Origin of the sequence: Pseudoalteromonas sp. Z9A5 (assembly GCF_011378875.1) — a bacterium.
GTDB lineage: Bacteria > Pseudomonadota > Gammaproteobacteria > Enterobacterales > Alteromonadaceae > Pseudoalteromonas.
In genome coordinates this window covers 1-22,334 of record NZ_WTLC01000038.1, presented here as the reverse complement: position 1 = coordinate 22,334, position 22,334 = coordinate 1, and the positions used below count along the sequence as shown (strand labels likewise).

At 36.1% G+C, this 22,334-nt stretch carries 24 protein-coding genes; 7 read left to right on the top strand and 17 right to left on the bottom strand.

The window, feature by feature from the left end:
• Together GQR56_RS16870 and puuE are read left to right on the top strand one after the other, a co-directional pair.
• The gene (locus tag GQR56_RS16870; RefSeq protein ID WP_166113618.1) at positions 1-1,212 is read left to right on the top strand and encodes a urate hydroxylase PuuD; all 1,212 of its coding nucleotides are present in this window, start codon (positions 1-3) and stop codon (positions 1,210-1,212) included.
• 1 nt (position 1,213) lies between these two features.
• Complete coding sequence (puuE, locus tag GQR56_RS16865; protein ID WP_166113616.1) at positions 1,214-2,149, top strand: allantoinase PuuE; 936 nt, start codon at positions 1,214-1,216, stop codon at positions 2,147-2,149.
• 228 nt (positions 2,150-2,377) lie between these two features.
• Here puuE and GQR56_RS16860 read toward each other — a convergent pair whose 3' ends face one another.
• Positions 2,378-4,879: a S8 family serine peptidase gene (locus GQR56_RS16860; RefSeq protein WP_166113614.1), complete on the bottom strand. Its 2,502-nt coding sequence runs from the start codon at positions 4,877-4,879 to the stop codon at positions 2,378-2,380.
• A gap of 590 nt (positions 4,880-5,469) precedes the next feature.
• On the opposite strand from GQR56_RS16860, the gene GQR56_RS16855 reads away from it, so the two are divergent.
• The 4 genes from GQR56_RS16855 to GQR56_RS16840 are packed head-to-tail and all read left to right on the top strand — an operon-like array spanning position 5,470 to position 8,599.
• Positions 5,470-6,972 (top strand): curlin, encoded by a 1,503-nt coding sequence (locus tag GQR56_RS16855; protein WP_166113612.1) that lies wholly within the window; start codon positions 5,470-5,472, stop codon positions 6,970-6,972.
• 40 nt (positions 6,973-7,012) lie between these two features.
• Positions 7,013-7,411 carry a curli production assembly/transport protein CsgE gene (locus GQR56_RS16850; protein ID WP_166113610.1) on the top strand — a complete coding sequence of 133 codons (399 nt, stop codon included), beginning with the start codon at positions 7,013-7,015 and terminating at the stop codon, positions 7,409-7,411.
• The gene (locus GQR56_RS16845; protein ID WP_166113608.1) at positions 7,401-7,826 is read left to right on the top strand and encodes a curli assembly protein CsgF; all 426 of its coding nucleotides are present in this window, start codon (positions 7,401-7,403) and stop codon (positions 7,824-7,826) included. The genes GQR56_RS16850 and GQR56_RS16845 overlap by 11 nt, the downstream gene beginning before the upstream one ends.
• On the top strand, positions 7,826-8,599 hold the full coding sequence (locus GQR56_RS16840) for a CsgG/HfaB family protein (protein ID WP_166113606.1): 774 nt from the start codon (positions 7,826-7,828) through the stop codon (positions 8,597-8,599). The genes GQR56_RS16845 and GQR56_RS16840 overlap by 1 nt, the downstream gene beginning before the upstream one ends.
• A gap of 68 nt (positions 8,600-8,667) precedes the next feature.
• Here the strand turns inward: GQR56_RS16840 and GQR56_RS16835 are convergent, their stop codons facing one another.
• The 6 genes from GQR56_RS16835 to GQR56_RS16810 all read right to left on the bottom strand — a co-directional run bounded on the left by GQR56_RS16835 (position 8,668) and on the right by GQR56_RS16810 (position 13,752).
• Positions 8,668-9,357: a LuxR C-terminal-related transcriptional regulator gene (locus GQR56_RS16835; protein WP_166113604.1), complete on the bottom strand. Its 690-nt coding sequence runs from the start codon at positions 9,355-9,357 to the stop codon at positions 8,668-8,670.
• Positions 9,358-9,766: 409 nt separating this feature from the next.
• Positions 9,767-10,288, bottom strand: a complete 522-nt coding sequence (locus GQR56_RS16830) for a hypothetical protein (RefSeq protein ID WP_166113602.1) — start codon at positions 10,286-10,288, stop codon at positions 9,767-9,769.
• Positions 10,289-10,349: 61 nt separating this feature from the next.
• The gene (locus GQR56_RS16825; RefSeq protein ID WP_166113600.1) at positions 10,350-11,888 is read right to left on the bottom strand and encodes an EAL domain-containing protein; all 1,539 of its coding nucleotides are present in this window, start codon (positions 11,886-11,888) and stop codon (positions 10,350-10,352) included.
• Positions 11,889-12,029: 141 nt separating this feature from the next.
• Positions 12,030-12,656, bottom strand: a complete 627-nt coding sequence (locus GQR56_RS16820; protein ID WP_166113597.1) for an SGNH/GDSL hydrolase family protein — start codon at positions 12,654-12,656, stop codon at positions 12,030-12,032.
• 11 nt (positions 12,657-12,667) lie between these two features.
• Positions 12,668-13,183 carry a DsrE family protein gene (locus GQR56_RS16815; protein ID WP_166113550.1) on the bottom strand — a complete coding sequence of 172 codons (516 nt, stop codon included), beginning with the start codon at positions 13,181-13,183 and terminating at the stop codon, positions 12,668-12,670.
• Between the two features lie 104 nt (positions 13,184-13,287).
• Positions 13,288-13,752, bottom strand: a complete 465-nt coding sequence (locus tag GQR56_RS16810) for a flavodoxin family protein (RefSeq protein ID WP_166113547.1) — start codon at positions 13,750-13,752, stop codon at positions 13,288-13,290.
• A 90-nt stretch (positions 13,753-13,842) separates the two neighbouring features.
• On the opposite strand from GQR56_RS16810, the gene soxR reads away from it, so the two are divergent.
• Positions 13,843-14,310, top strand: a complete 468-nt coding sequence (gene soxR, locus GQR56_RS16805) for a redox-sensitive transcriptional activator SoxR (RefSeq protein ID WP_166113545.1) — start codon at positions 13,843-13,845, stop codon at positions 14,308-14,310.
• 76 nt (positions 14,311-14,386) lie between these two features.
• On the opposite strand, the gene GQR56_RS16800 is transcribed toward soxR, so the two are convergent.
• From GQR56_RS16800 to GQR56_RS16755, 10 genes are all read right to left on the bottom strand, one after another.
• On the bottom strand, positions 14,387-15,553 hold the full coding sequence (locus GQR56_RS16800) for a lipase family protein (protein WP_166113542.1): 1,167 nt from the start codon (positions 15,551-15,553) through the stop codon (positions 14,387-14,389).
• A 27-nt stretch (positions 15,554-15,580) separates the two neighbouring features.
• Complete coding sequence (locus GQR56_RS16795; RefSeq protein ID WP_166113538.1) at positions 15,581-16,096, bottom strand: DUF6795 domain-containing protein; 516 nt, start codon at positions 16,094-16,096, stop codon at positions 15,581-15,583.
• 225 nt (positions 16,097-16,321) lie between these two features.
• On the bottom strand, positions 16,322-16,588 hold the full coding sequence (locus GQR56_RS16790; protein WP_166113535.1) for a hypothetical protein: 267 nt from the start codon (positions 16,586-16,588) through the stop codon (positions 16,322-16,324).
• Between the two features lie 436 nt (positions 16,589-17,024).
• A complete protein-coding gene (locus GQR56_RS16785) occupies positions 17,025-17,546 on the bottom strand; it encodes a hypothetical protein (RefSeq protein WP_166113532.1) in 522 nt (173 codons plus the stop codon).
• Positions 17,547-17,653: 107 nt separating this feature from the next.
• On the bottom strand, positions 17,654-18,379 hold the full coding sequence (locus GQR56_RS16780; protein WP_166113529.1) for a hypothetical protein: 726 nt from the start codon (positions 18,377-18,379) through the stop codon (positions 17,654-17,656).
• A 271-nt stretch (positions 18,380-18,650) separates the two neighbouring features.
• Complete coding sequence (locus GQR56_RS16775) at positions 18,651-19,367, bottom strand: hypothetical protein (protein ID WP_166113526.1); 717 nt, start codon at positions 19,365-19,367, stop codon at positions 18,651-18,653.
• A 217-nt stretch (positions 19,368-19,584) separates the two neighbouring features.
• Positions 19,585-20,022 carry a hypothetical protein gene (locus tag GQR56_RS16770; RefSeq protein ID WP_166113523.1) on the bottom strand — a complete coding sequence of 146 codons (438 nt, stop codon included), beginning with the start codon at positions 20,020-20,022 and terminating at the stop codon, positions 19,585-19,587.
• Positions 20,022-20,840: a TIGR02594 family protein gene (locus GQR56_RS16765; RefSeq protein ID WP_206018194.1), complete on the bottom strand. Its 819-nt coding sequence runs from the start codon at positions 20,838-20,840 to the stop codon at positions 20,022-20,024. Before GQR56_RS16765 ends, GQR56_RS16770 begins: the two co-directional genes overlap by 1 nt.
• A 141-nt stretch (positions 20,841-20,981) precedes the next feature.
• The gene (locus GQR56_RS16760; RefSeq protein WP_166113520.1) at positions 20,982-21,533 is read right to left on the bottom strand and encodes an SMI1/KNR4 family protein; all 552 of its coding nucleotides are present in this window, start codon (positions 21,531-21,533) and stop codon (positions 20,982-20,984) included.
• 43 nt (positions 21,534-21,576) lie between these two features.
• Positions 21,577-22,044 (bottom strand): HNH endonuclease, encoded by a 468-nt coding sequence (locus GQR56_RS16755; RefSeq protein WP_166113516.1) that lies wholly within the window; start codon positions 22,042-22,044, stop codon positions 21,577-21,579.
• Positions 22,045-22,334: the final 290 nt, after the last annotated feature.

Here is a 22,334-nt window from a genome sequence, read left to right as displayed (position 1 = left end):
ATGGAAAATTATTTTTTTGAGCTTGCTCATCTAGTGCTGCGTTACTTTCATGTTATTGCAGGTATAGCATGGATTGGTGCCTCATTTTACTTTGCTTGGCTCGATAACAACTTACAAACACCACCACAATGGAAAATAGATAAAGGTATAAAAGGTGATTTATGGGCGGTGCACGGCGGTGGCTTTTACGAAGTGGCTAAATATCAAAACGGACCAGAACAAATGCCACATACCCTGCATTGGTTTAAGTGGGAAGCGTATACAACGTGGATCACCGGCATATTACTATTTAGTCTGCTTTATTATGTTGGCGCCGATGTGTATTTAATTGATAACAGCAAAAGTGAGCTTAGTAAATTTGCAGCAATTGGCACATCACTTGGTTTTATTGGCTTAGGTTATGGGGCTTATCGTTTATTGTGTAAAAGCCCATTGGTAGAAAATGGCAAGGTGTTTATTGCTGTTGCTATTGGTTTATTAGCCCTTTGGACATGGGGGGTTGACCAACTATTTAGTGACCGTGCTGTGTATATTCATGTTGGTGCGCTTATAGGTAGCTGTATGGTGGGTAATGTTTATCACATTATTATGCCAGGGCAACGCTATATGGTCAGTGAAGTAGAAGCAGGTCGTATTCCCGACTCCGCTCCTGGTTTAAAAGCAAAACAATGCTCAATACATAATAATTACGCCACATTACCAGTCGTTTTTATAATGCTTAGCAATCACTTTCCCTATACCTATAGCCACAGCTACGGCTGGCTGATTTTAATTGCGTTGTTTGGTATTGGAATGTGGATACGCCACTTTTTTAATTTAAAGCATCAAGGCGTTAATAAGCCTTCGGTACTTATAAGTGGGATTGCAGCCTTTTTTGCGCTAATGCTTGCTATTGCACCTTGGCCAACAAGCACACAAAACACCGATAACAACACTCCTTTGCAAGCAAGTCTTAGCGATGCACAAGCGTGGAAAATTATTAATACTCATTGCACGCAGTGCCATAGTGAAACCCCTACCTCAGAGCTTTTTCAAACAGCCCCACTGGGCTTTAAACTCGACTCAGTTGAGGATGCTAAAAAGGTAAGTTCACTTATTCATACCCGAGCCGTAGTAACCAAAGATATGCCGCTGGCAAATATGACCAAAATGACTGATACAGAGCGAGAAGCATTAGGTGTTTGGCTAACCTCGTTAAATAGGGAGCAATAGTATGGCTGATCAAATTAAAACGAACTATCCACGAGACTTAATTGGTTACGGACAAAATCCACCTCATGCAAATTGGCCTAATAAAGCGCGAATAGCAGTACAAGTAGTGCTTAACTACGAAGAAGGTGGCGAAAACTGTGTATTACATGGTGATGCCGCCGCTGAAACATTTTTATCAGAAATAGTGAATGCCCCTCATGTAGAAGGGCGCCATATAAGCATGGAATCAATTTACGAATATGGCTCGCGGGCGGGTGTTTGGCGGTTATTAAAATTGTTTAAAAAATATAATATTCCGGTCACTATTTTTGCTGTTGCTATGGCACTTGAGCGCCACCCCGATGTGGCAAAGGCATTTGTAGAAGCAGGTCATGAAATTGCGTGCCATGGGTTGCGTTGGATTAACTACCAACACGTTGATATAAATACCGAATGCAAACATATGCAACAAGCTATAAATATAATTGAGCAACTTACTGGGCATAAACCTAAAGGCTGGTATACGGGGCGAACCAGTCCAAATACCGCTGCACTTGTAGTTGAAAATGGTAATTTTTTATATGACGCTGACGATTACAGTGACGATTTGCCTTTTTACAGTATCAAAGAAGGTAAACCACAGCTTATAGTGCCTTACACACTTGATGTAAACGATATGCGCTTTGCCGCAGTACAAGGATTTAATGCCGGTGATCAGTTTTATAATTACTTAAAAGATGCGTTCGATACGCTTTATGAAGAAGGGGATCCTGAGGGTGAAAACGCACCAAAAATGATGTCGATTGGTTTGCATTGTCGATTAATTGGCCGCCCTGGACGAATTAAAGCGCTCGCACGATTTTTTGAATATGCTCGCTCATTTAATAGTGTGTGGTTTGCAACAAGAGAAGATATAGCTAAGCACTGGCACAAAACTCACCCTTACAAAAAGGGGTAACAATTTTCCTTTTAATACAAAAAAAGCCCAGCAGAACTGGGCTTAAGCACTTTGTAAAAACTTAATATTATACCAATTTTATTAAAAAAATGATCATTCTATCGTATTAAATCACTCACTAACTGCGTTAAAATTATTCATATAAAATAACTACATATGATAATTTCGCCTTGTTAATGAGCGATTTTCTTAGCGCTATGATAGATCACTAATTTAATGCAATTGGTATTATTCAAACGTAACCGTAATAGTGTTTGAACACACATTCTCGGTTACACACAGTTTGTAATCGTACGATGGTAATGTTGCACCACGAACGAAATCAAGATAACGACCATCGTCTGGTGTTATCTCAACTAACTCATCGTTTCTGTAAATACTTAATGACTCTGCACCTACTTGTTCCCAGCTAAGTTCTACACGCATTGTATTTAAACGTGATTTATTAGCTCGTTTTAAGCTCAGCTCTATTGCTACATCACTAACAACCACTGTTTGCATAGAAGTATCTGTATTGCCTTCGCTATCGGTTACGGTAAGTTCAACATCGTAACTACCTGATGCAGCATAAGCATGCACAGGTGCTGAATCTGTTGATGTTGCACCATCACCAAAACTCCAACTCCACTGAGTAATGTCGTTATTAGCATCTGTACTTGTATCAACAAACGTTGCTGTTAAACCTTGTGTTTCAACACTAAAACCAGCACGAGGTGGTTGTGGGCTTACTTCACCAATGGCATTAAATGTAAGCGACCAGCCATTAAGTGTTCCGGTATCAAGTGCCGCTGTATCTACAACATTTAGTGTCCAGTCGCCTGTGGCTACCTCTCCATTAAATGACTCAGATGTAAACGTTTTAACAATATCATCTTCGCTGCCACCTTGATTAGCTTGAAGTAATACTTGGGTACCTTGCGCTGAAGTAAGCGTTAGAATTACGTCACCTGACCAAGTATGTGTAATATTCACATCTGCAGACGTGCCAAACAAAGTTAAATCGTCTGAAACAGTAATTACTGAATTAACGCCTTCTGGCGCACTATCAGGAATTGCCACGCTATCATCGTTAGCATAAGTAAAATCATTTAAACCGATAGGTTTAACCATCAAGCTAACAGTTCGCTCTCTAACAAGCTCTCCAGATGTAGCGATTACAGTAAATTCATAATCTCCCCATGGTGTTTCACTTGTTGTATCAACCATAAGGGTAACTTCGTCACCTGGGTTTGCGATTGTTTGCGATAAAGAAGCACCATCAAGTGTTCCTGAAAGAACTAAAGATACATCACCTTCCCAGTCTGCAATAGAGCCTACTGTAAATGTATATGTTGCAGTATCTCCAGCAATAATTTGCTGAGCACTTGGTGACACTGAGAATTTAAAGCCCGGAGTCGGATCGGCATCAAGCAGTGCTTGATAAGCATTTAATCGCGTACCAGCAACTGTTTTACCTTGTAATGCTGTATTTGCATCACCGCTGCTCATTAGTATTTCTTTTAATGCTGATGTTGTTAAATCAGGATTAACAGATAATACAAGTGCTGCTGCACCTACAACATGTGGCGTTGCCATAGATGTGCCAGAATAAGAGGCATAATTATTACCCGGAAGCGTAGACAAAATATCACTGCCTGGTGCTCCCATATCAACACTGGTTAAGCCCCACTGTGAAAAGCTAGACATATTATCGCTGCTGTCTGTACTTGCAATAGACAGCACATTGTCATGCTCATAACTTGAAGGATAATGAGGGTTTACATCGTTATCAACTTCGCTATTACCAGCTGCTGCAACAAATAAAATACCGGCATTTTCTGTTTCTGTAATGGCATCGGCAAGTGCTTGACTGTAACCACCACCACCCCAGCTATTATTTAAAACACGTAAATTTACACCTGAGTTTTTAAGACCAATCATGTAATCAATACATTTAATTGCATCGGAATTTGCACCACTACCTGATGCATCTAAAAACTTACAACCCACAATAGATACATCTTGGTTAACACCCACAACACCCACAGAGTTATTACCGGTTGCGCCGATAGTTCCTGATACATGCGTACCATGACCTTCGTCGTCCATTGGGTCACCAATATCAGTTATTGCATTAATACCATGTATGTCATCAATAAAACCATTTCCGTCATTATCAATACCATCTCCAGCTATTTCGCTGCTATTAACCCACGCATTATCGGCTAAATCTGGATGGCTATAATCTATACCTGTATCAATAACCCCAACTACAACATCATGGCTACCTGTAGAAATATCCCATGCTTCAACGGCATCAATATCGGCGTCAACTACACCGCCCGTTTGTCCTTCGTTATTTAACGCCCATAAATTTTCAAAATTAGGATCGTTAGGAATACTACTAATACTTACTTTGTAATCTGGCTCAACGTATTCAATTGCTTGGTGAGATTTTAAAAGCTCAATAGCCTGTTTAGTCGTCATCCCTGAGATATTAAATTTAGCAAGGCGACCAGAAAGCAACGACGTGTAATTATCATCTAATTCATCTTTGTTTAAATCAGATATTTTAGCTTTAACAAGCTCACGCGCTTGTTTACGCATTTGAGCTGTTGCGCTTTTTTTATATTTTACGATTAACGAATCACTGCTTGCTTGAATTTGCTGATTTGACCCTGCATCAGGTAACTTTGCAGTAGCTAAACAAGGTAGTAAGGCAAGTGTAATAATAGATAATTTTGTTTTCATTGTTCTATCCATAGTTTTGTTGGGTAAGCTTAGTCGCACTAAGCACAGTTTTTACTACTTCAAGTACAAGGGATCGCATGGCAAGCATTAAGCAAACAGCTAAATACAAAATTAAACAAGGCATAAAATTAAAACAAGTTAAAAACCATTCATTTTGACTAGAACAGCCTCTAATAAAACACTAAACACAGTCATTTTAATGAATTAACAACTAATTCAATTACCTAATATAGGGTCGCATTTTTTTACTGCTTTTTGTGAGGTTTATAAAACAAACTCATTAACACAATGTTAAGTCCATGAATTATAATGACTTATTATTTGGTAAAAAATGATGATTTAAGAAAAGCAAATTGAGTAATACAGTAAGTACGTGATTATGAACTTAAGCTTACGCAACATAAGTTTAAAAAATATGACAATAGTAAAATTGTCTAGTTTGCATTCACAACTAACGCTCCATCTACTAATAAAAGTAAATCAAGCGGATCGCAAAACATTATATCAGCACGGCATGCTGAAACTGCAAATACCTTATTAAAACTTATAATATTTAAGGTATCTGATTTTACTATTTCAAGGAGAAAATAATGAAGTTGAACAAATCAATTTTGAGCTGTGCAGTTGCAATTGCAATGGGTACAAGCTTTGCCTCTTATGCTGATACAGATCATAAAGCAGCATCAAGTTCTGAACTTTCATCAAAAGTTTCTACTCTTGACGCTTCAAATTTAATGACCTTAAGCCAATCGCAAAATAATAACACCGCAATCTTAATGCAAAATGGCGATAGCAATACTGTTGAAATTACCACCGTGGGTAACGAAAATAGTACCGAAGTAACTCAAGTTCAATCAGGTAACTACGTTGGCGTAACTACATTTGGCGACAACAATGTACAAGTTTATACTCAAGATGGCATTGCAAATGGCGCATTAAGCGAAGTTACAGGTAATAACAATTACTTATCTGTAATTCAAAATGGTCAAGGTTTTTTCATTAACAACGAAGCTGTCAACATAGTAACAGGTGATGACAATCTTATTAATGTTGAGCAAGGCTCAGGCGGACATTGGTTTTACAACAGCGACATGAGAGGTAATGCCAACGAAGTAAATACTCTTCAAACGGGTGAGTGGCATGAAGCTGAAGTAACAATGATTACGGGTGATGAAAATACACTTGATTTAGATCAAAATGGTTACTGGAACACATTTTTAGTTAGTTCGCTGCAAGGCAACGATAACGAACTTGAAATAGAGCAAGACGGTGACCGAAATGCCGTAACGCTTACTTCAATTTCAGGCGAAGCTAACGAAATTTCAGTTGAGCAAGAAGGCAACACAAATGCTGTAACTTTTGCTGAAGTTATCGGTGACGATAATGAAATAAGCTTGGACCAGGAAGGCTCATTTAATACCGTAGAGTCTAATTTATTTGAAGGTTCAAACAATGAAGTAACGGTTACACAAGTCGACTCAAGTAACTCCACTACTGTAGATCTAATTGGTAACAATAATGAACTAACGACCACTCAAATTGGTATATCGAACGATACTTATATGGGTGTTATCGGTTCAGATAATGACTTTATGGTTAACCAAGTGGGTGACTTAAACTCAATCCACTTAGCTAACTTTAATGGCTCTGATAACGATGTAGATTTAGTTCAATCGGGCGATGAGAATGCTGTACTTGTGCAATCTTCTTATCCTGACGTTTCACTTACCTCAAATAACAATGATATCGACATTGCACAAAGTGGTTCACAAAACGAAGCTATTGTTACCCTTGCTGGAATATTAGATAGCAACAATAACCAAATTGATATTGCTCAAAATGGCGATCTTAATATTGTTGATATGATGGTTGAAGGTAACGATCACAGTATTGATATTGCTCAAACAGGTGAAGGTAACTGGGTTGGCGGAATGGATCAATCTGGCTTTTTAGTTGGCGGTGAAAACGTATCGTTTAGTGTTACCCAAGTTGGTAATGAAAACATCGTTGAAGGCTCTGTTATTGGTTATAACAGCACCGTATCGGTAACTCAAATTGGTGACGGTAACGTTACTACTATTACTCAAATGTAATTGTTAAGGCTGGGGAGAGTTACTCTCCCCTTTTTTAATTATGAATAATAAAAATAATTACTGCCGTTACATATTCGCTCTTGCACTTTGTTTGTCACCCTTTGCGAATGCAAACGATGAATTGGAAATAGATGGGCTTTTGCTTGATAGAAGTATTAGCCGTTTTGGTCATCAATTTTACTACGAGTTTTCAAATTACTGGCGAGATTTCCCCTCTACCGCTGGGTTTAATATAGAAATAAAAGAAACCGTGATCCCAAAAGCAGGTACTCAACTTTCTTTAATAATGAATAACCAAGTTGTTTATACAACCTACTTAGGACGCAGATTAGAACCGCTCGATGAACGCGTTGAGCAAGCAGTTTATACAGTTATAAATGCGATGGCACGCTCAAACATGGCGGTATCGTCTCCGGATATGGCTATAAATGGATGGTAAAATGAAAAAAATAGCTCTTATAATAATAACAACATTAAGCTTTTCAGCCGCCGCGACTGAAATAATTTATACCCCTATAAACCCAAGCTTTGGTGGAAACCCGCTTAATGCCAATATGCTACTAAGCAAAGCACAAGCTCAAAATAAACATAAAGCCCCTGTTATTGAAAAAGGGTACGCCGAACAGTTTCAAGAGTCATTAGAGCGCACGTACTTAAACCAGATGGTGCGAGAAATTACAGATATTGCGTTTGGTGACGATATTGAAGATAGTATTTTTAATCAAGATTCAATTTTTATGAGCGGCGATTATCAAATAGAAATTATTACAAGTACTGTTGATACTATCACCGTAAGAATAACAAATATAATTGATGACTCTATAGTGATCATTGAAGTTCCGAGGTTCGGATAATGCATAAACTATTAGTAATAATATCACTTTTAAGCTTGAGTGGTTGTGCAGGTATGGGAAACTTGATTCCACCAGCACAACAGCAAGCAACTACGCTTGAACCAACTGAGCTTTTTACAGACTTAAAAAACCTACCTAAACCTATGGGTAGCATACCAGTCTCTGTTTATTCATTTAGGGATCAGACTGGTCAGTATAAGCCACAAACTAATGTTAGCTCATTTTCTACCGCTGTAACGCAAGGTGCTAATTCAATACTAATACAAGCTTTGTACGAATCAGATTGGTTTACTCCTGTTGAACGTGAAGGTTTACAAAATATTTTAACCGAACGAAAAATCATACGCGCATCACAATCCGATAACCCTAACCCCACTGAGCTTCCACCATTAACCACCGCTAAAATCATTTTAGAAGGCGGTATTATTAGCTACGACACCAATGTAAAAACAGGTGGCTTAGGAATGGAATATTTTGGGATTGGTGCATCAGAATTATACCGAGAAGACGCTATTTCAATATATTTACGTGCAGTAGATGTACGAACAGGGCAAGTGCTTTTATCGGTTGCCAGTAGCAAAAAAGTACTGAGTCAAGAAATGCGCGCCGGCTTTTTTAGGTATGTAAGCTACAAGCGCTTAGCTGAGGCTGAGGCTGGCTTTAGCGACAACGAACCAATGAGTATTTGCGTAACGCAAGCAATAGAAAAAGCACTTACAGACCTAATAACCAAAGGTATTGATAAAGGGCTTTGGGCAAAGAAAGTTAGTTAGTAAACAGATCACCAAATATAAAAATGGCTGCTTAAAAGTAGCCTTTTTTATATACGCATTTTTAAGTTTTATTTTTCCATTGGCAGTAACACCGAAATGTATCGCTGCGCCCAATTAGCTAACTCCACTCTATTACGTGAATTAGTTTTTTTAAATGCGCTATATAAATGGGTTTTTACTGTGTGGTCACTAATATTTAATTTATCGGCAATCTTGTTATTACTTGCTCCTTGCGCAATAAGGTGAATAACCGATCTTTCTCTTTTAGTTAAATGATTATAATCATCTTGTTTTAATTCTATATCTTCATGCAAACTATTAAACGAGGCCGCAACGGACAGAATATCACTAAATGCTTTTGAAATAACTTTACGAGTAAACCATAATTCACCCGCGCTAATTCTAACTAGACCTTTAAATATATCTTCATGTGCATCTGTTTTATAAAACACACCATTAAAATGGTTAAGTAATAAGTTTTTTTCACATACTGCTTTTTTATCAACATTAAATATTACTATATTACTTTTTTTGGCTAAAAATATTAAATCTGCAGGAATGAGGTCTTGCCAATTATTGTTAAATCCATCAATTAGAAACAAATCGTATTGTAAGCGTTCTTCAGCTTTGGGTAAGGCATCATCCATTTTTATATCACCAAAAAGAGCTTGAAGCGTTTTTAGAATAGCGACATAATTTTCAGAGTGTGGGTGTGATTTAAAGGTAGTTTTAACGAATACTGAAAGTGGCTTTGGCATAAATCTCGTCCTTGAAATACTGCCCTTACATTACCTAAATTACAAACAACTTACAATCTAACTTTAGTATTAAAATACTATTGTTAATTCTCATACTTACAGAGGTAAATAAAATTAAATATATATAATTAAATTTTAAAAACCACTTTATAATACAAAAAAAAAGATTAAACCACCAAATTATTTATATATAAAAACTTGCTTTATTTAGCTTTAACTACTACGCCCTTAATAGCTAACTTACTAAAAAATTTAATCCACTCAATTATTAATCAAATAAACCAAGTATATTTTAAAATATTTAAAATTTAATAGTCAGATATGAAAATTGTCTGAATATAAATTGAGCAAATTAAATAACTTAAATAACTTAAATAAACATATAACAAGCATTGAGTATCTTTTCCTGTTATTCAATGTTCGCTTTTAATTTGTTTAGTGCATCAACTGAAAAGCCGCGATCGTAAAAATATAAAATTTCACCTCTGCTATTTATAAGCACAACTCGAGAATTGTTTGGGCTTTGGTTACCTGTAAATTTTTGCACCGCTTCACCATCTTTATAAATAGTGATTACCCCGCCCCATAGCTCTTTAGGAATACCTTTGCGCATACCGCTATCTATGAATGTGCTAAACATACGTGGCGCCATACCTGCAATAGTAGGTAACTCGTAAGTAGGAAGCGTAACGCCTGCCATATCTAAACCAATTAACCAGCGGTCTATATCAAACTGACTATCTTGCTTGTAACCAATTAATAGTAAGGTTTTATCTGCTTTAAAATCACTGGGTATAGTTACTACGTTTTGCTCTAAGCTTTCACCACTAATGCTTGGAAATTGTTTACCTATTACTTGTTGGTTTGGGTACTGAGATGTACATGCACTAAGTAGCAATAGTACAAAAACGCTTAAAATTGATTTGATCATAACAAAAGCCCTAATATTTTTTATAAGTATCGTAAAGTACGTTTAATATATAAATAGAGATCTAAAATGTCTGCTTCGTTAAATATTTTTTAAATTGATCAACAGTCATTGGTCGTCCATATTTCCAACCTTGCCCGTAATGCACACCCGCTGTTTTTAAAATGGCTTCTTGCTCACTCGTTTCAATCCCTTCGGCCACACAAGTGTAGTTAAACTTATGCACAAGCTCCATTATGTTAGGGATCATAGAAGCCTTTAAGCCCTCAGTTGCTATATCTTGTACAAATGTGCGGTCTATTTTTAACTGGTGAAAACTTAAGTTTTGTAAGTTTTTTAAGTTAGAGTAGCCTGTACCAAAATCATCTAACGACAAGTTAAAACCTGATTCAACTAATGTTTTAAAATGTGTGTGGGCAATTTTAGTATCAAGGTATTCATCTTCGGTAATTTCAAGGCAAATAGTGAATCGAGAATTAATAAGTGCTGGTATCTGTGTTAAAAGAGATACGTTACCTAGTTCTACATCGCACGGAAATATATTTAACGACACTTTAAAGTCTTTAGGTAAAGCTTCAAGTGCTGTGAGTTCTTCAAGTACTTTCGCAATCATTACCTCTGTAAACGACCACGTTAAATTATTTTTTCGTATCAGTGGAATAAATTGGTCTGGGAAAAGTGCACCGTATTTATCTTCAAAGCGAGCAAGCACCTCACAGCCCACAATTTTACCTGTTTGCAAACAAATTATAGGTTGGTAAGTCCAGTAAAAAGAGCTTTTGCTTAACCCTTTACGTACTCGAACTAGTGTAGAGCGGCGCGCAGAAATTTGAAATTCAACCATTAACGCACTTGATACACCGGCTAAACAATTCAAAATTAATGAAATAATCAATAAAAACTGATTATCTGCAAAAAACCGACTCCATGGAGTATGAACCGCAACACAGTAATCTGCACTAATATCGCTGCACTTCAGCTTGGTTTCAAAAGGAAGTTGATGGTGGTTCATTATTTCATCGTACAGACCATTACTGCCCGCTAAATGATGTAACGTGTTTTGTGCTTTATAAGTAGCTTCCCACCGAGGAGATGTAACTATGCCATCATTAAAAACCGCTGTATGCATAATTAAGTTATAGTCTTTTTGGCGAACTATCACTACCTGCATTTCGCGCCCGTTAAAAAGTAATAAAGGGAGTTTTGGGTCAAAACGCACCCTGGCACCACTACCAGGGCGAATAAAGTCTGGCTCTTTATCATTTACTGGCTTTTCTAATATACCAACGCCCGTGGTACAAACTAATTTATCATTTTCGAAGAAACCAATATCTATTACATATTTAGCATCAAATAATGCGCGTCGCATTTCGAGTAAATTTAAATCGTCACACTGAGTAAAATTAAGTTTGTTTAGTGGGATAAGAATTCGGCTGCTTTCTAGCACTGCAGCATCTATGTGCTTGATAATATGTTTCGCATCAGCATTAATTGTGGAAGCTAATTTGTGACCAGCAAAATACAAAAGGATTAAACTTCCTATTACAAAAACCAATACTCCGGTTAATATTGCGATTAATGATTTTTGCGGGTACTTTTTCATTATATCCTTATAGACTAAACAGCATATTCTGTTGATTACACTTTATAATTGCACAACTATTTTTAAATGCAAATAAGTACATAACAAAGCATAAAAAATCACGAGTAAATATTTTTTAGGGACATACTTTTAAACGAGAAATTAAGCTAAAACAATATCTTTGCTCATTATCTTAAAAACCACATCTGCAACTTTACTGTGCTCTTTACTGCAAATATGAACTCCATCAATTAAAGACACGCTCACAACACTTTGTAGATCAAAAAAGAGTGCACCTTTATTTAATGCAACACGTTTAAAGTGTTCACTCATTAAATGGTTTTTATGCTCACTTCCCTCATAAACATGTTTATACGCACCTACACACTCAACATAGGCAGGAGCAAGAACAATAATTTTAGGATGATTACTAACACCGTAAAAATATTTAATATCACCAATTAAGTCATCAAGCCCTTGGGCTATTTGAACTGGAGCTAAGTTAAAACGCTTTTTGAGATCGTTTGTCCCAAGCGTAATAATGATTACGTCGAGCGAGTACTTTTCTAAATAAGGCTTTAAATAACTTACACCCGAAACTAAACCATTAAACGGCGGATGATTTACTAAAGTTCGGTTAGGTTGCCCAGCCTCTATAACTTTAAAAGCCGAGCCTAACTTAGTTGCTAACAGCGCGCTCCAACGAATGCTTTCGTCAAAACGCTTACCTGTTTGTGGGTTTAAACCCCAGGTATTTGAATCACCAAAGCATAAAATATTTTTTATCATTTATTAGGTCATTAAAACGGGTTAAGCGTATAACCCTGTTGTTGCAATTGCGCATGCGCGGTCATTGCCGAAAGCGACATTTGCACGCCATCAATCAATTGTTCAGGAGCAACTTTATAATGTGTAGCCGACTGTCCACACACATAAACCACTGTGTTGTTAGTAAGTAATTGCTTAATTAAACTTTGGTTTTTGTTATCGGTTTTAAAGCGCTTTTTATATTCGCTATTAGCAAGTACATCAACGCTTGCACTACCGTGTACAACTAATGCTAGTTGAATATTTTCAGGCTTTACACCGTGCGCTACATGCATATTAATAAAGCGTGCTAGTGAATTCATAGCATTATTTTGCTCACCTTCTTTTGCCGCTTTATCTACATCAAACGCAATTTTAAATGTTGTAGAATCGCTAATTGTCACGTGTTCGGGTACATTATAAAAATTGCCAAAACCTGTGATAACAGGCTCACTAGCACTTGATAGTGGGCTTAGTAATAAAGCAGATGCAAACATTAAATATTTCATAAAACAGTCCTGTGTTTTAAAATTATTAACCTACATTAGGTTAGTTATAAATTAGCAGAAGTTAAGCCCATTAAGCAACGCACCATGCAGCCATTATTTACCTTTTATGGATATGACTTATGCGAATGATTTAAAAACGTCATTCCTAAGTAATTAAAAGTACGTTTAAACATATCTATAAAAATATCTGGTGCCTCAACAGATGAGGCATTTGATAATATTGAAAACTGCTTTTTTCGTAAACTCCGCAGCTTCGGCTTTAAACTCTCGTCGTCCATGTAGTCGGTGATCCGATCTATAAACGACTTCATTTGTACTGTAGTGTTATACCAATAAACGGGTGATGCAAAAACCCAATGCTCATAATTTAATAGTGACTCAAATACCGTGTAAAAATCATCATCTTTGTGTTTTTTATCGTAACAATATGGCGCAATTTTATAATCATCTAAACAAATTACACGCACATCATTTTGCTCAACAAAGCTATTAACATGGGCTGTAGTATTGCCGTTTTTTCTTGCGCTTGAATAAATAATTACAGTACTGTACTTAAGTTTTTGTTGCATTTAGCTAACTCCTTTTTTAATGTAGGAAGAAGCTTAAAACCTCAAGCTATATTGAGGTCAACTAGAGTTTATGACCTAAAGGATTAAGTAATGAATACAGATCAAAAAAAGCTAATTGATGCAAATCTTACTGTTGGATATGTAGCAAAAAGAAGTGGCGTAAAAGTATCTACTTTACATTTTTACGAAACGAAAAATTTGATCAGGAGCTGGCGAAACAGCGGCAACCAACGTCGCTACAAACCTGACGTACTTCGCCGAATAGCTGTTATTAAAGCAGCTCAAGCAATGGGAATAACACTGGATGAAATTAAAAACACCCTTGCCACTTTGCCCGAAAATCGAACTCCTACAAAACAAGATTGGTCAGCGCTTTCAAAGCGATGGCAAGCACAGCTAGACGAACGCATTGCTTATATGCAACGTTTACGAGACAAAGTAAATAGTTGTATTGGTTGTGGCTGCCTATCGCTTAAAAGCTGCCCTATTTATAATAAAGATGATCATTTAGGGGATAAACAAAGCGGTGCAGTATTGTTAAATAGGAGTAATTTATAAGTAGAAACTTCTGGCGTTACTACTTATTAGCCGCTTTAAAGCACACCAATAAATAGTAACAACCTATAATATATGTTTAATCTAAACCATTAAGACCGTCTCTAGCAGCGCGGTATAATGCTTTTACAGTGTCATCAAATACGCTTCTGATAAAGCTGTATGTTAGCTCAACCGTTTTTACAATTACTTTACCTACAAACGCTAGCATATGCCCTAACAAGCCCCACGTTTGAGCTGCAAACGAAGCTGAAGCCTGTGCTATTTCGGTTACAGTTCGCGACAGCATATCGTAAAATGTTAAGCTTGTACCAACGGCAGCTTGCGCCGCTACTGCGCTGTAATAACCAGCATCTTTTAATAACGTAATAAGCGCCGCGTTAAGCTTATCGGTCCACAGAGAGCCAAACGATGCTTGATTTCGGTCTTCAAATTTTAATCTTACAGGTGTACTTAAAAAGTGATTAGCTTTAACCGTTAAATTGTTCCAGTCGTTGCTGTTAGCAGTATTCATGTAACCTGGGCTACCCTTCAGTTTATGAGCAGCACCTTTAATACCTTGACCATTGTCTAAACGAATTTCTTGTCCATTATAAGGCGCATGAGAGAAAGGCCATAAAGGAACTTTTGTTACCGGATCGGCGCCATGAGTACAGCGGTATATTTTATCTAATCTTGATGTTGTCGCTCTCGAGAAAGGTTCTAAGCCAACACGAGGACAACCAAATGTATAAAGTTTAACTTCTAAACCATAAGTAGCTTTTATCCAGTCAGCAGTCAATGCAGCAAGTGCACCACCTAAACTGTGTCCTACAACATGCACACAACCATTCACTTTATTTTTGAGATTATCAGCAACAAAATCCTTTAGAGCCTGCTTCATCGTATTAAATGTTTTATTAAACCCAGCATGTACCATACTGCCGTTTGCTCCACCGCTTAAACCAAAGTTTCCATCGGTTAAACCATCACGAAGAGAAGCAGTACCGCGTATTGTAATAACAGAGTCGCCCTCAAAATCACCTTTCCCATGCCCAACTAATGCAAAACCAGTACTTAAATTAAGTAGGTGTGAAAAAAAGCCGCCAGATACACCTTGTATCGCATCTTCGCTAACAGAAAAACTAAAGTTTTTACGTAAAGAGGAATGCAAAAGCCCATTTATGAATTTAGTGCTTTTCATATCTTTGGCGTCATAGGCTAGAGATGCTAATTGAACAGCTTGGGTAGGTGTTAAAGTACTCATAAATTTCCCTTTAAATGATCATAAAAATTAAAGTTTACATGACGTATAAATTGCGTAGGTATGGCTAGTATCTTCTTCAATGGGTATATCGAATGTTTGAGGCTCTTTAGAGATCTCACACACTAAATTTGCAAGTAGCCTTTTTAATGTGTTGCTTTGTTCATGTAGAGTTACTCTAACTGCCCACAATACAACCCCTTCCGGCGTACCATTTTCTAGGTATATGTGCTGGATCAATGATCCATTATCAAACATATTGGAAGGCTTTGAGGTTTTAATTATTTTTTCAGCAAAAGAAAAGTTTCCATTGCTGTCTGTAATTGTCTCGTCTAAGTATTCATCGCCATAGGTCAAAGATCTAATTACTTTAGTGTCTGCAACCGGCTGCCCTTCATTTAAAAGCTGCCCTTTAACAGGTGCTGATAAAACAAATTCCTGCTTATCAAAAAAGCCAAACATATTTGCAAAAGCCTGTGGTGTAGTAAAAATAACGGTAATAGACGCTATTACCAATAACAATTTTTTTAAACTTAATGATAACAAAGTAGCAATGCCTCCTAAGTCTATTTACTCGCAAATAACATAGGCTACTATTCAAAGTTAATATTTAAATAATAGTATTATAAAAATACATTTTTGAAGCATTTAAAAATAGGTTAAATTTCAGCCAGAAATTCATTCTTAATTAAATGTACCTAAATTGCAAATTATTTGTGATATGAGCACACTTTACTCACGAAAATCAAAGCATGCTTTTCAAGTAGTTATTTATTCCTTAGCTTTTTTTACATACGTATTAAGTTTCATTAAACCAGATTCAATCTCAAATTTTTGTACTTTGGGGCTTTTAAACTCAAAACTATTCGATATGTGCGTGTTTATCATCGTTGCCATGCTTTTAAATCCCTCAGGGGCATCAGCAACAAGCTCTGTAAGCATAGGCTCAATTAGTTTTTGATGTTCTTCTATCAATGTTAAGTCTTGATAAATTTCGTTAACGAGGTCAATTAAAGATTTTTGTTTTATTTCTTCCATTGTAATTTCTATTTAGCCTTTAGTTGCAAAGACCATTTATAGCTCCATCTAAGTAATTAATGCTCTATAGTAACTAATTGCACATAACTTTCAAGCCATTAAAAAGCAATAATAAATCAAGTTCACTCATTAATTACAAACAAAAGCTAAAAATCATCAATCTCAAAAAGTCGGTTCAGCTCAGGGCAAAAGCATGAAAATACATTTTTTCTATTTGATTGAATAGCTGCTTTTTAAAGCTGGGGCTTTTATATGCTTGTTAAAACTAGGAAGAGAAAACTAAATTAAACACCTAACTTAACTAAACAAAATTTAGATGAGTGTCACTGTTATTTTTACTGTTATTTTTATGCGAGCTTTAACGGCTATTTATTTACCTTTGTATCATCGTTTTCATCAAGATAGCATTTATGCTTTTCAGCCTCTTTTACATTATCTAACTCTTGATATATTGAATAAAGCCTCTTGTGTGCTTCATTTTTTTATTTTTATATTGGTTATTCGCTTTGCTTATGTACTCTTCATAAAGACTTATTGCTTTAGGATAATCAACTGGTACAAAATTACCTGAGTGATAAATCCAAGCTAACGAAGAAATTGCTGATAGTTCTCCATTATCAGCGCGCCTTGTTGCTTCTGCTACATACCTAGAACCATCGCCTGTATGTAAAGCAATAAATTGTAAAGCTTGCCAGTTACCCATTTTGTAAGATTTTTCACACCAACTCTCAATTTTATCTGGTGCATACATTAGGCTCTTTCGACACTGCATCCCAACAACATTTTTTGATAATGTAGTATCATTTATATCATGATCAGGAAAAAGAGGACTTGCATATGAATAAAAAAAACAGCTACATAAAAATAAAACGCTCAATACAAACTTTGTCATTTTATTGAACCATCTAAATTTAAAGTTTTTATAAATATCGAATTGATAAGTTTTAACAACAGCCATAAAAAGTAAGTTCCCTGCAAAAAGGTAGTATTTAAAAATGTGTTAACTTACAAGGGTTATCAACAGCGACTATTCTAATGCTAATTTTTGCTTTACTCTTTGGGTGATTAAAACTGCTTAATTAACGTATAAGGTGCATCGGCGGCTAGTCGAGTTACAATATAACTATAAGAAGAAGAATAACTCCCCCCTTCCACCGAATTTGACATACGTAAAATGATATCTTCAATACCATCTTGGTTATAATCGCCTTTCGCCATTATCGTTAACCTTTGAATACCGCCACTGTTGTCATAATACATCGCTTGGTCGTCAGTGACAGGTTCCACTTTTTTAATGTGGCTCATTTCTTCCCAGCTACTCGCTTTTGCTAAGCGACGCTCATCATCATTCGAAATAATTAAGGCGAGCTCAGGCGGCATTTGTTTCGGTAATGCTAAACCGTGCTTAAATGAGCTTAAAAAGCTTTCTTTTGAAGGCGTTAACTGCCCCATATCGTGCCAAGTCGAACACGTTTTTTTAAATGTCTTTAATATAGATTTAGTCTGATAGCTTGTACTTTTATAGTTTTCATTCGTCGCTTTAGACAATGTTTTACAGCTATTAACATCCATATCAGGCTTACCATCAAAAGTAAGTACTTCTGTAAAATACCATTGTTTATCCAATAGCATATTAACCTGATCTAAACTGTCAGAGGTTACTGGGTCTATAAACAATCCTCTGGTATTGCTCTTTAGATTATATGTGGGTGCTATTTCATTGCCTGCAATATTCGCACATGCAGTGCTCGATATAACAGTTAAAGCGAGTAATAGTGTATTTTTAATCATTTTGCGCTCAAAAGTAAGTTGCGGACATAAGTATTACGCTCAGCCGATACGTCTTTTCTATTTGATTCAAGAGCTGCCTTTTTAAAATCGTGAGCTTTCATGTGCCTGTTAAAATTAGGAAAGGTGTCTTTAAGTTTAGGCATCCCTAAATTAAATATTGCTGGCATCAAAGCGTCTTCTCTTTAGCGCTATGTTATTTAAGTACATCTTGTTATCAGCAAATCAACACCCACCATTAAAAGTGGGTGTTAATGTTGTTTTTCTTAAACAATTAAAACTGCTTAATTAACGTATAAGGTGCATCGGCAGCCAGTCGTGTAACCACATAACCATGAGTAGATGTGTAACTTCCACCTTCTACACCATTGGTCATATCCAGGACCATATCTTCAATGCCGTCGTTGTTATAATCGCCTTTTGCCATAACTGTTAAACTTTGAATACCGCCGGCGTTATCATAATAAATAGCTTGGTCTTTATTTAATGGCTCTACCTTTTTAAAATGACTCATTTCTTCCCAGTTATTTGCTTTTGCTAAATTACGCTCATCATCTTTTGAAATAATTAAAGACAGCTCTGGAGGCATTTTCTTTGGTAAATTCAAGTTATGTTCAAAGCCTCTTAAATACGAAACATCTGAAGAAGTTAGTTTACTCATAATTCGCCATGTCTCACACGTGAGTTTTCTTGCATTTACAACTTTTTGTTCAGAGTATCTAAAAGCTTGATATCCATTTTTAATTTTTTTTGTTAATGCTTCACATGTTTCAACTTCCTCATACTTGCCCTCAGATGATTCTAACCTAAATTCATAAGACCACCTTTTTGTTTCTAAGCTTGGAAAATCTTTAGCTTGAGTTAGGCTAATTTGCTTATCAAAAAAAGCATATGTGCTGTTTTCGTTTGAAAATGAAGACTTAATAACCAACGACGTTGCGCCACAATTAAAACTAAAAATGGCTAAAATACATACATATAAATAATTCATCTTATGCCCTTTAAATTTCCATATTACTATTTTTACTCATTAACATTAAATTTCAAGCTTTCAAGTGCTGTATTTTCAAATCACGTGCTTTAATAATAGTTAAGCCTTAAAAGATAACTTATTAAACTTAGCACCTTAAAGCTAGTGTTAAGTAATACATAGTTGATATGCTAATTATGCCGTCAATTTTAAATTAGCGCTGTGTCTACTGTGTTAGCTAATTACACCAACTTTCAGTAGAGTCCATATTGTTTAAATTGTTTTTTATTAACCACGCTTTTAATACGGGAGTAGCTGCAAATTGGGAGCCAGTGCCGGGCCAATAATATGTACCGTCACTGTCAACACACAAAGCAATGAATACTGGAGTCGAATTAAAAATTGCATCTTCACCATGTTCCACAAACATTTCATAACGTACTTGCTCAAGCTCTCTGCCTTTATAGGTAGCTAATACCTTTGCAGAGTAAACATGTTTATCTGATTCATTGTCTTCGTTGAAAATTTCAACTTTCAAAATTTTTACTTTCGCAACATACTGAGTATTTTTAATTGCGCTTTTAAAACCATTTAATTCTAAATCAGTCTTTGTTTCAGCCAAGCTTTGACTAGAAGAAGCCATTAATATGATAAATAGTAATATTATTTTTTTCATTAAGCCTCACTTCCAACAATCGATGATTTTTGAGTGTAAATTGGTAAACTCTCAGTTGACGCATCAAAATCAGAAGGAACAACAAAGCTGTCCCATACTTCTTTTTTATACTTTGCAACATTAACGCTATTACTTTGATTTCCACCTAGCATATATAAGTAGTTGCCATCAGCACTTTGACCTACAACAAAAGCAACATGACCACCACCTTTTCTTGACTTAATACCAATAGCACCATAAACAGGAGCACTGATCGATTTACCAAAACTAGCCCACTCTTTTGCTCTAAAAGCATTTTTAACAGGATCCATGTTGTTTTTTTTCATTACCCAAGCAACAAAAGAGCCACACCAAGCATTTTGACCACCACTATCATCATTACCCCAAAATTTAGATGCTTTAAAGTACTCTAAAATTTGCGGATTTGCCTTTACACCTGGAACTTCGGCTTCGCCCACTTCACCAGCAGCTGTTTTCATCCAAGATGCTTTTGTGGCTGGTATTTTTAAAGCTACACTCACATTACTTATAGCGGACAAATTTATAAGCTTTTCGTTAATTTTTCTATGGGTGCGTCCATTTGGATCTATTTTTCCATCAGGGCGTACCATATTTACCACTTTGCTTTGAAATAATTTAATGGCAGCTACGGTTTTAGAGTTTTCAGGGCGTGAGCCTAAACGACCGTCTACGGTAAGTTTTCTAGTGGGTGCTATAAGGGAAAGAAGTGAGTTTAAAGCGGTTTGTACTGCTTTTACATCGTCTGGTTTATTTGCGCCGCCAATCCCTACTGATTGAATTAATTTCATTGCTGGCATCGAAGAGTCCTTTTCTTCAGTGTTATGTTGCTTAAGTACAACGTGTTAGTAGTAAATTAACACCCACTAGTTAAAGTGCGTGTATTTGTTATTTCTTTTGATTTAAAGTGGGTGCCTTTGTTATTTCTCATGTTTAAATTATTAATCTTCAATTATGTCCATTATTTTATCGTAATCGACATCAGCGAGCTCGGGATCAGGGGTACCAGTTACAAGAAAGGATAAGTAATCTGTAAAGCTCTCAAACTTAGACTCTTCTTGTCCGTAAGTTTCCGTTAAAAATAGCCCAACTTCACCAGCTCGCTCTGACTCCTCTGAAAATAAAAAATAATAGCCACCACCATCATAAGAGTTGATAACCAGCCCATGCTCGGGTACTGATTGATATTCATCTTCATTATCATATTGTTGATGATAATATTCAGTTGCTCTTATCACATCATCATCTTTAAAGTCCTCTTCGTCTTCATCGCCTTCATACTCATCTTCCAAAGGAACAAGCCCTTTTACAGTATCCCCAAACCATAAACAAAAACCGTATTGCTCTAAAAAAGTTTTATAGGATTCAGGTAAAGTTATTTTAAATTTCTCTTCTAGACCTTTAATCTGCACCTGTGGCGCACCACCTCTTCTGCATCTAAAGTTTTCAAGTTTTTCAGCGAGAGACATTATGTTAGTTATTTCGTTACTCATTTTATTCCTCTAAGATTTAATTTTGTATTTAAATATAAAACGATTAAATTATTTCTGAACCTAAACGTGGACCGAAACCTTTATCGTCATACGGTTCTTTACCTTCTTCGTACCAATGAAGATTTTTATTTTCACTTTTATGGAAGCCTATCGTCAATAATTCTAAATTATCCAACTCATTAGGGTTTTCATTTGGTTCGCACCTGAATATTGGCTTTTTATGATGTACATCGTAGCCTGGTGGAACCTTACCAGTTTCTTTCATACGTTTTAATTCTTTTTGAGTAAAGTGCTTATGCGCTTCATGATTATCATCATTCAGTGCTTCTGCCGCATACTTTTTGATATATTTAGACCTATTAGCTGGAAATTCTTTTCTTGCCTCAGCCACTTCTCCAACTGTACGCTTGTGATATTTAGTTGGTTTTGAATCAGGGTTAATCTTGACCTTTTCACCGTTAACTTTATGTTGATTTGCAAATTCATCAATACTTATAGTTATAGGAGTCACTTTTCCTGACTTATTATCACAATTAAACCAGACAGCCACTCTAATTGAACAAATAAAACTGTGCTATAAAATTTAATTTTTAGGTTAAGAATATATCTTTTATCGTCGGGTTATTTTCATTTCATCCATTAAATAAGTCACTAGCACTCTTAATCTAAATTGCACGCATGAAAATGACTGCATGGTGCAGTTGTAATTTATTACCGAAAGTTTTACTGAGTAGTTTAAGTTTATGCAAGTAGCTTTTCGCAGTTACTGATGTTCGCTCGCCGTTTTCTGTTTAAATTTTC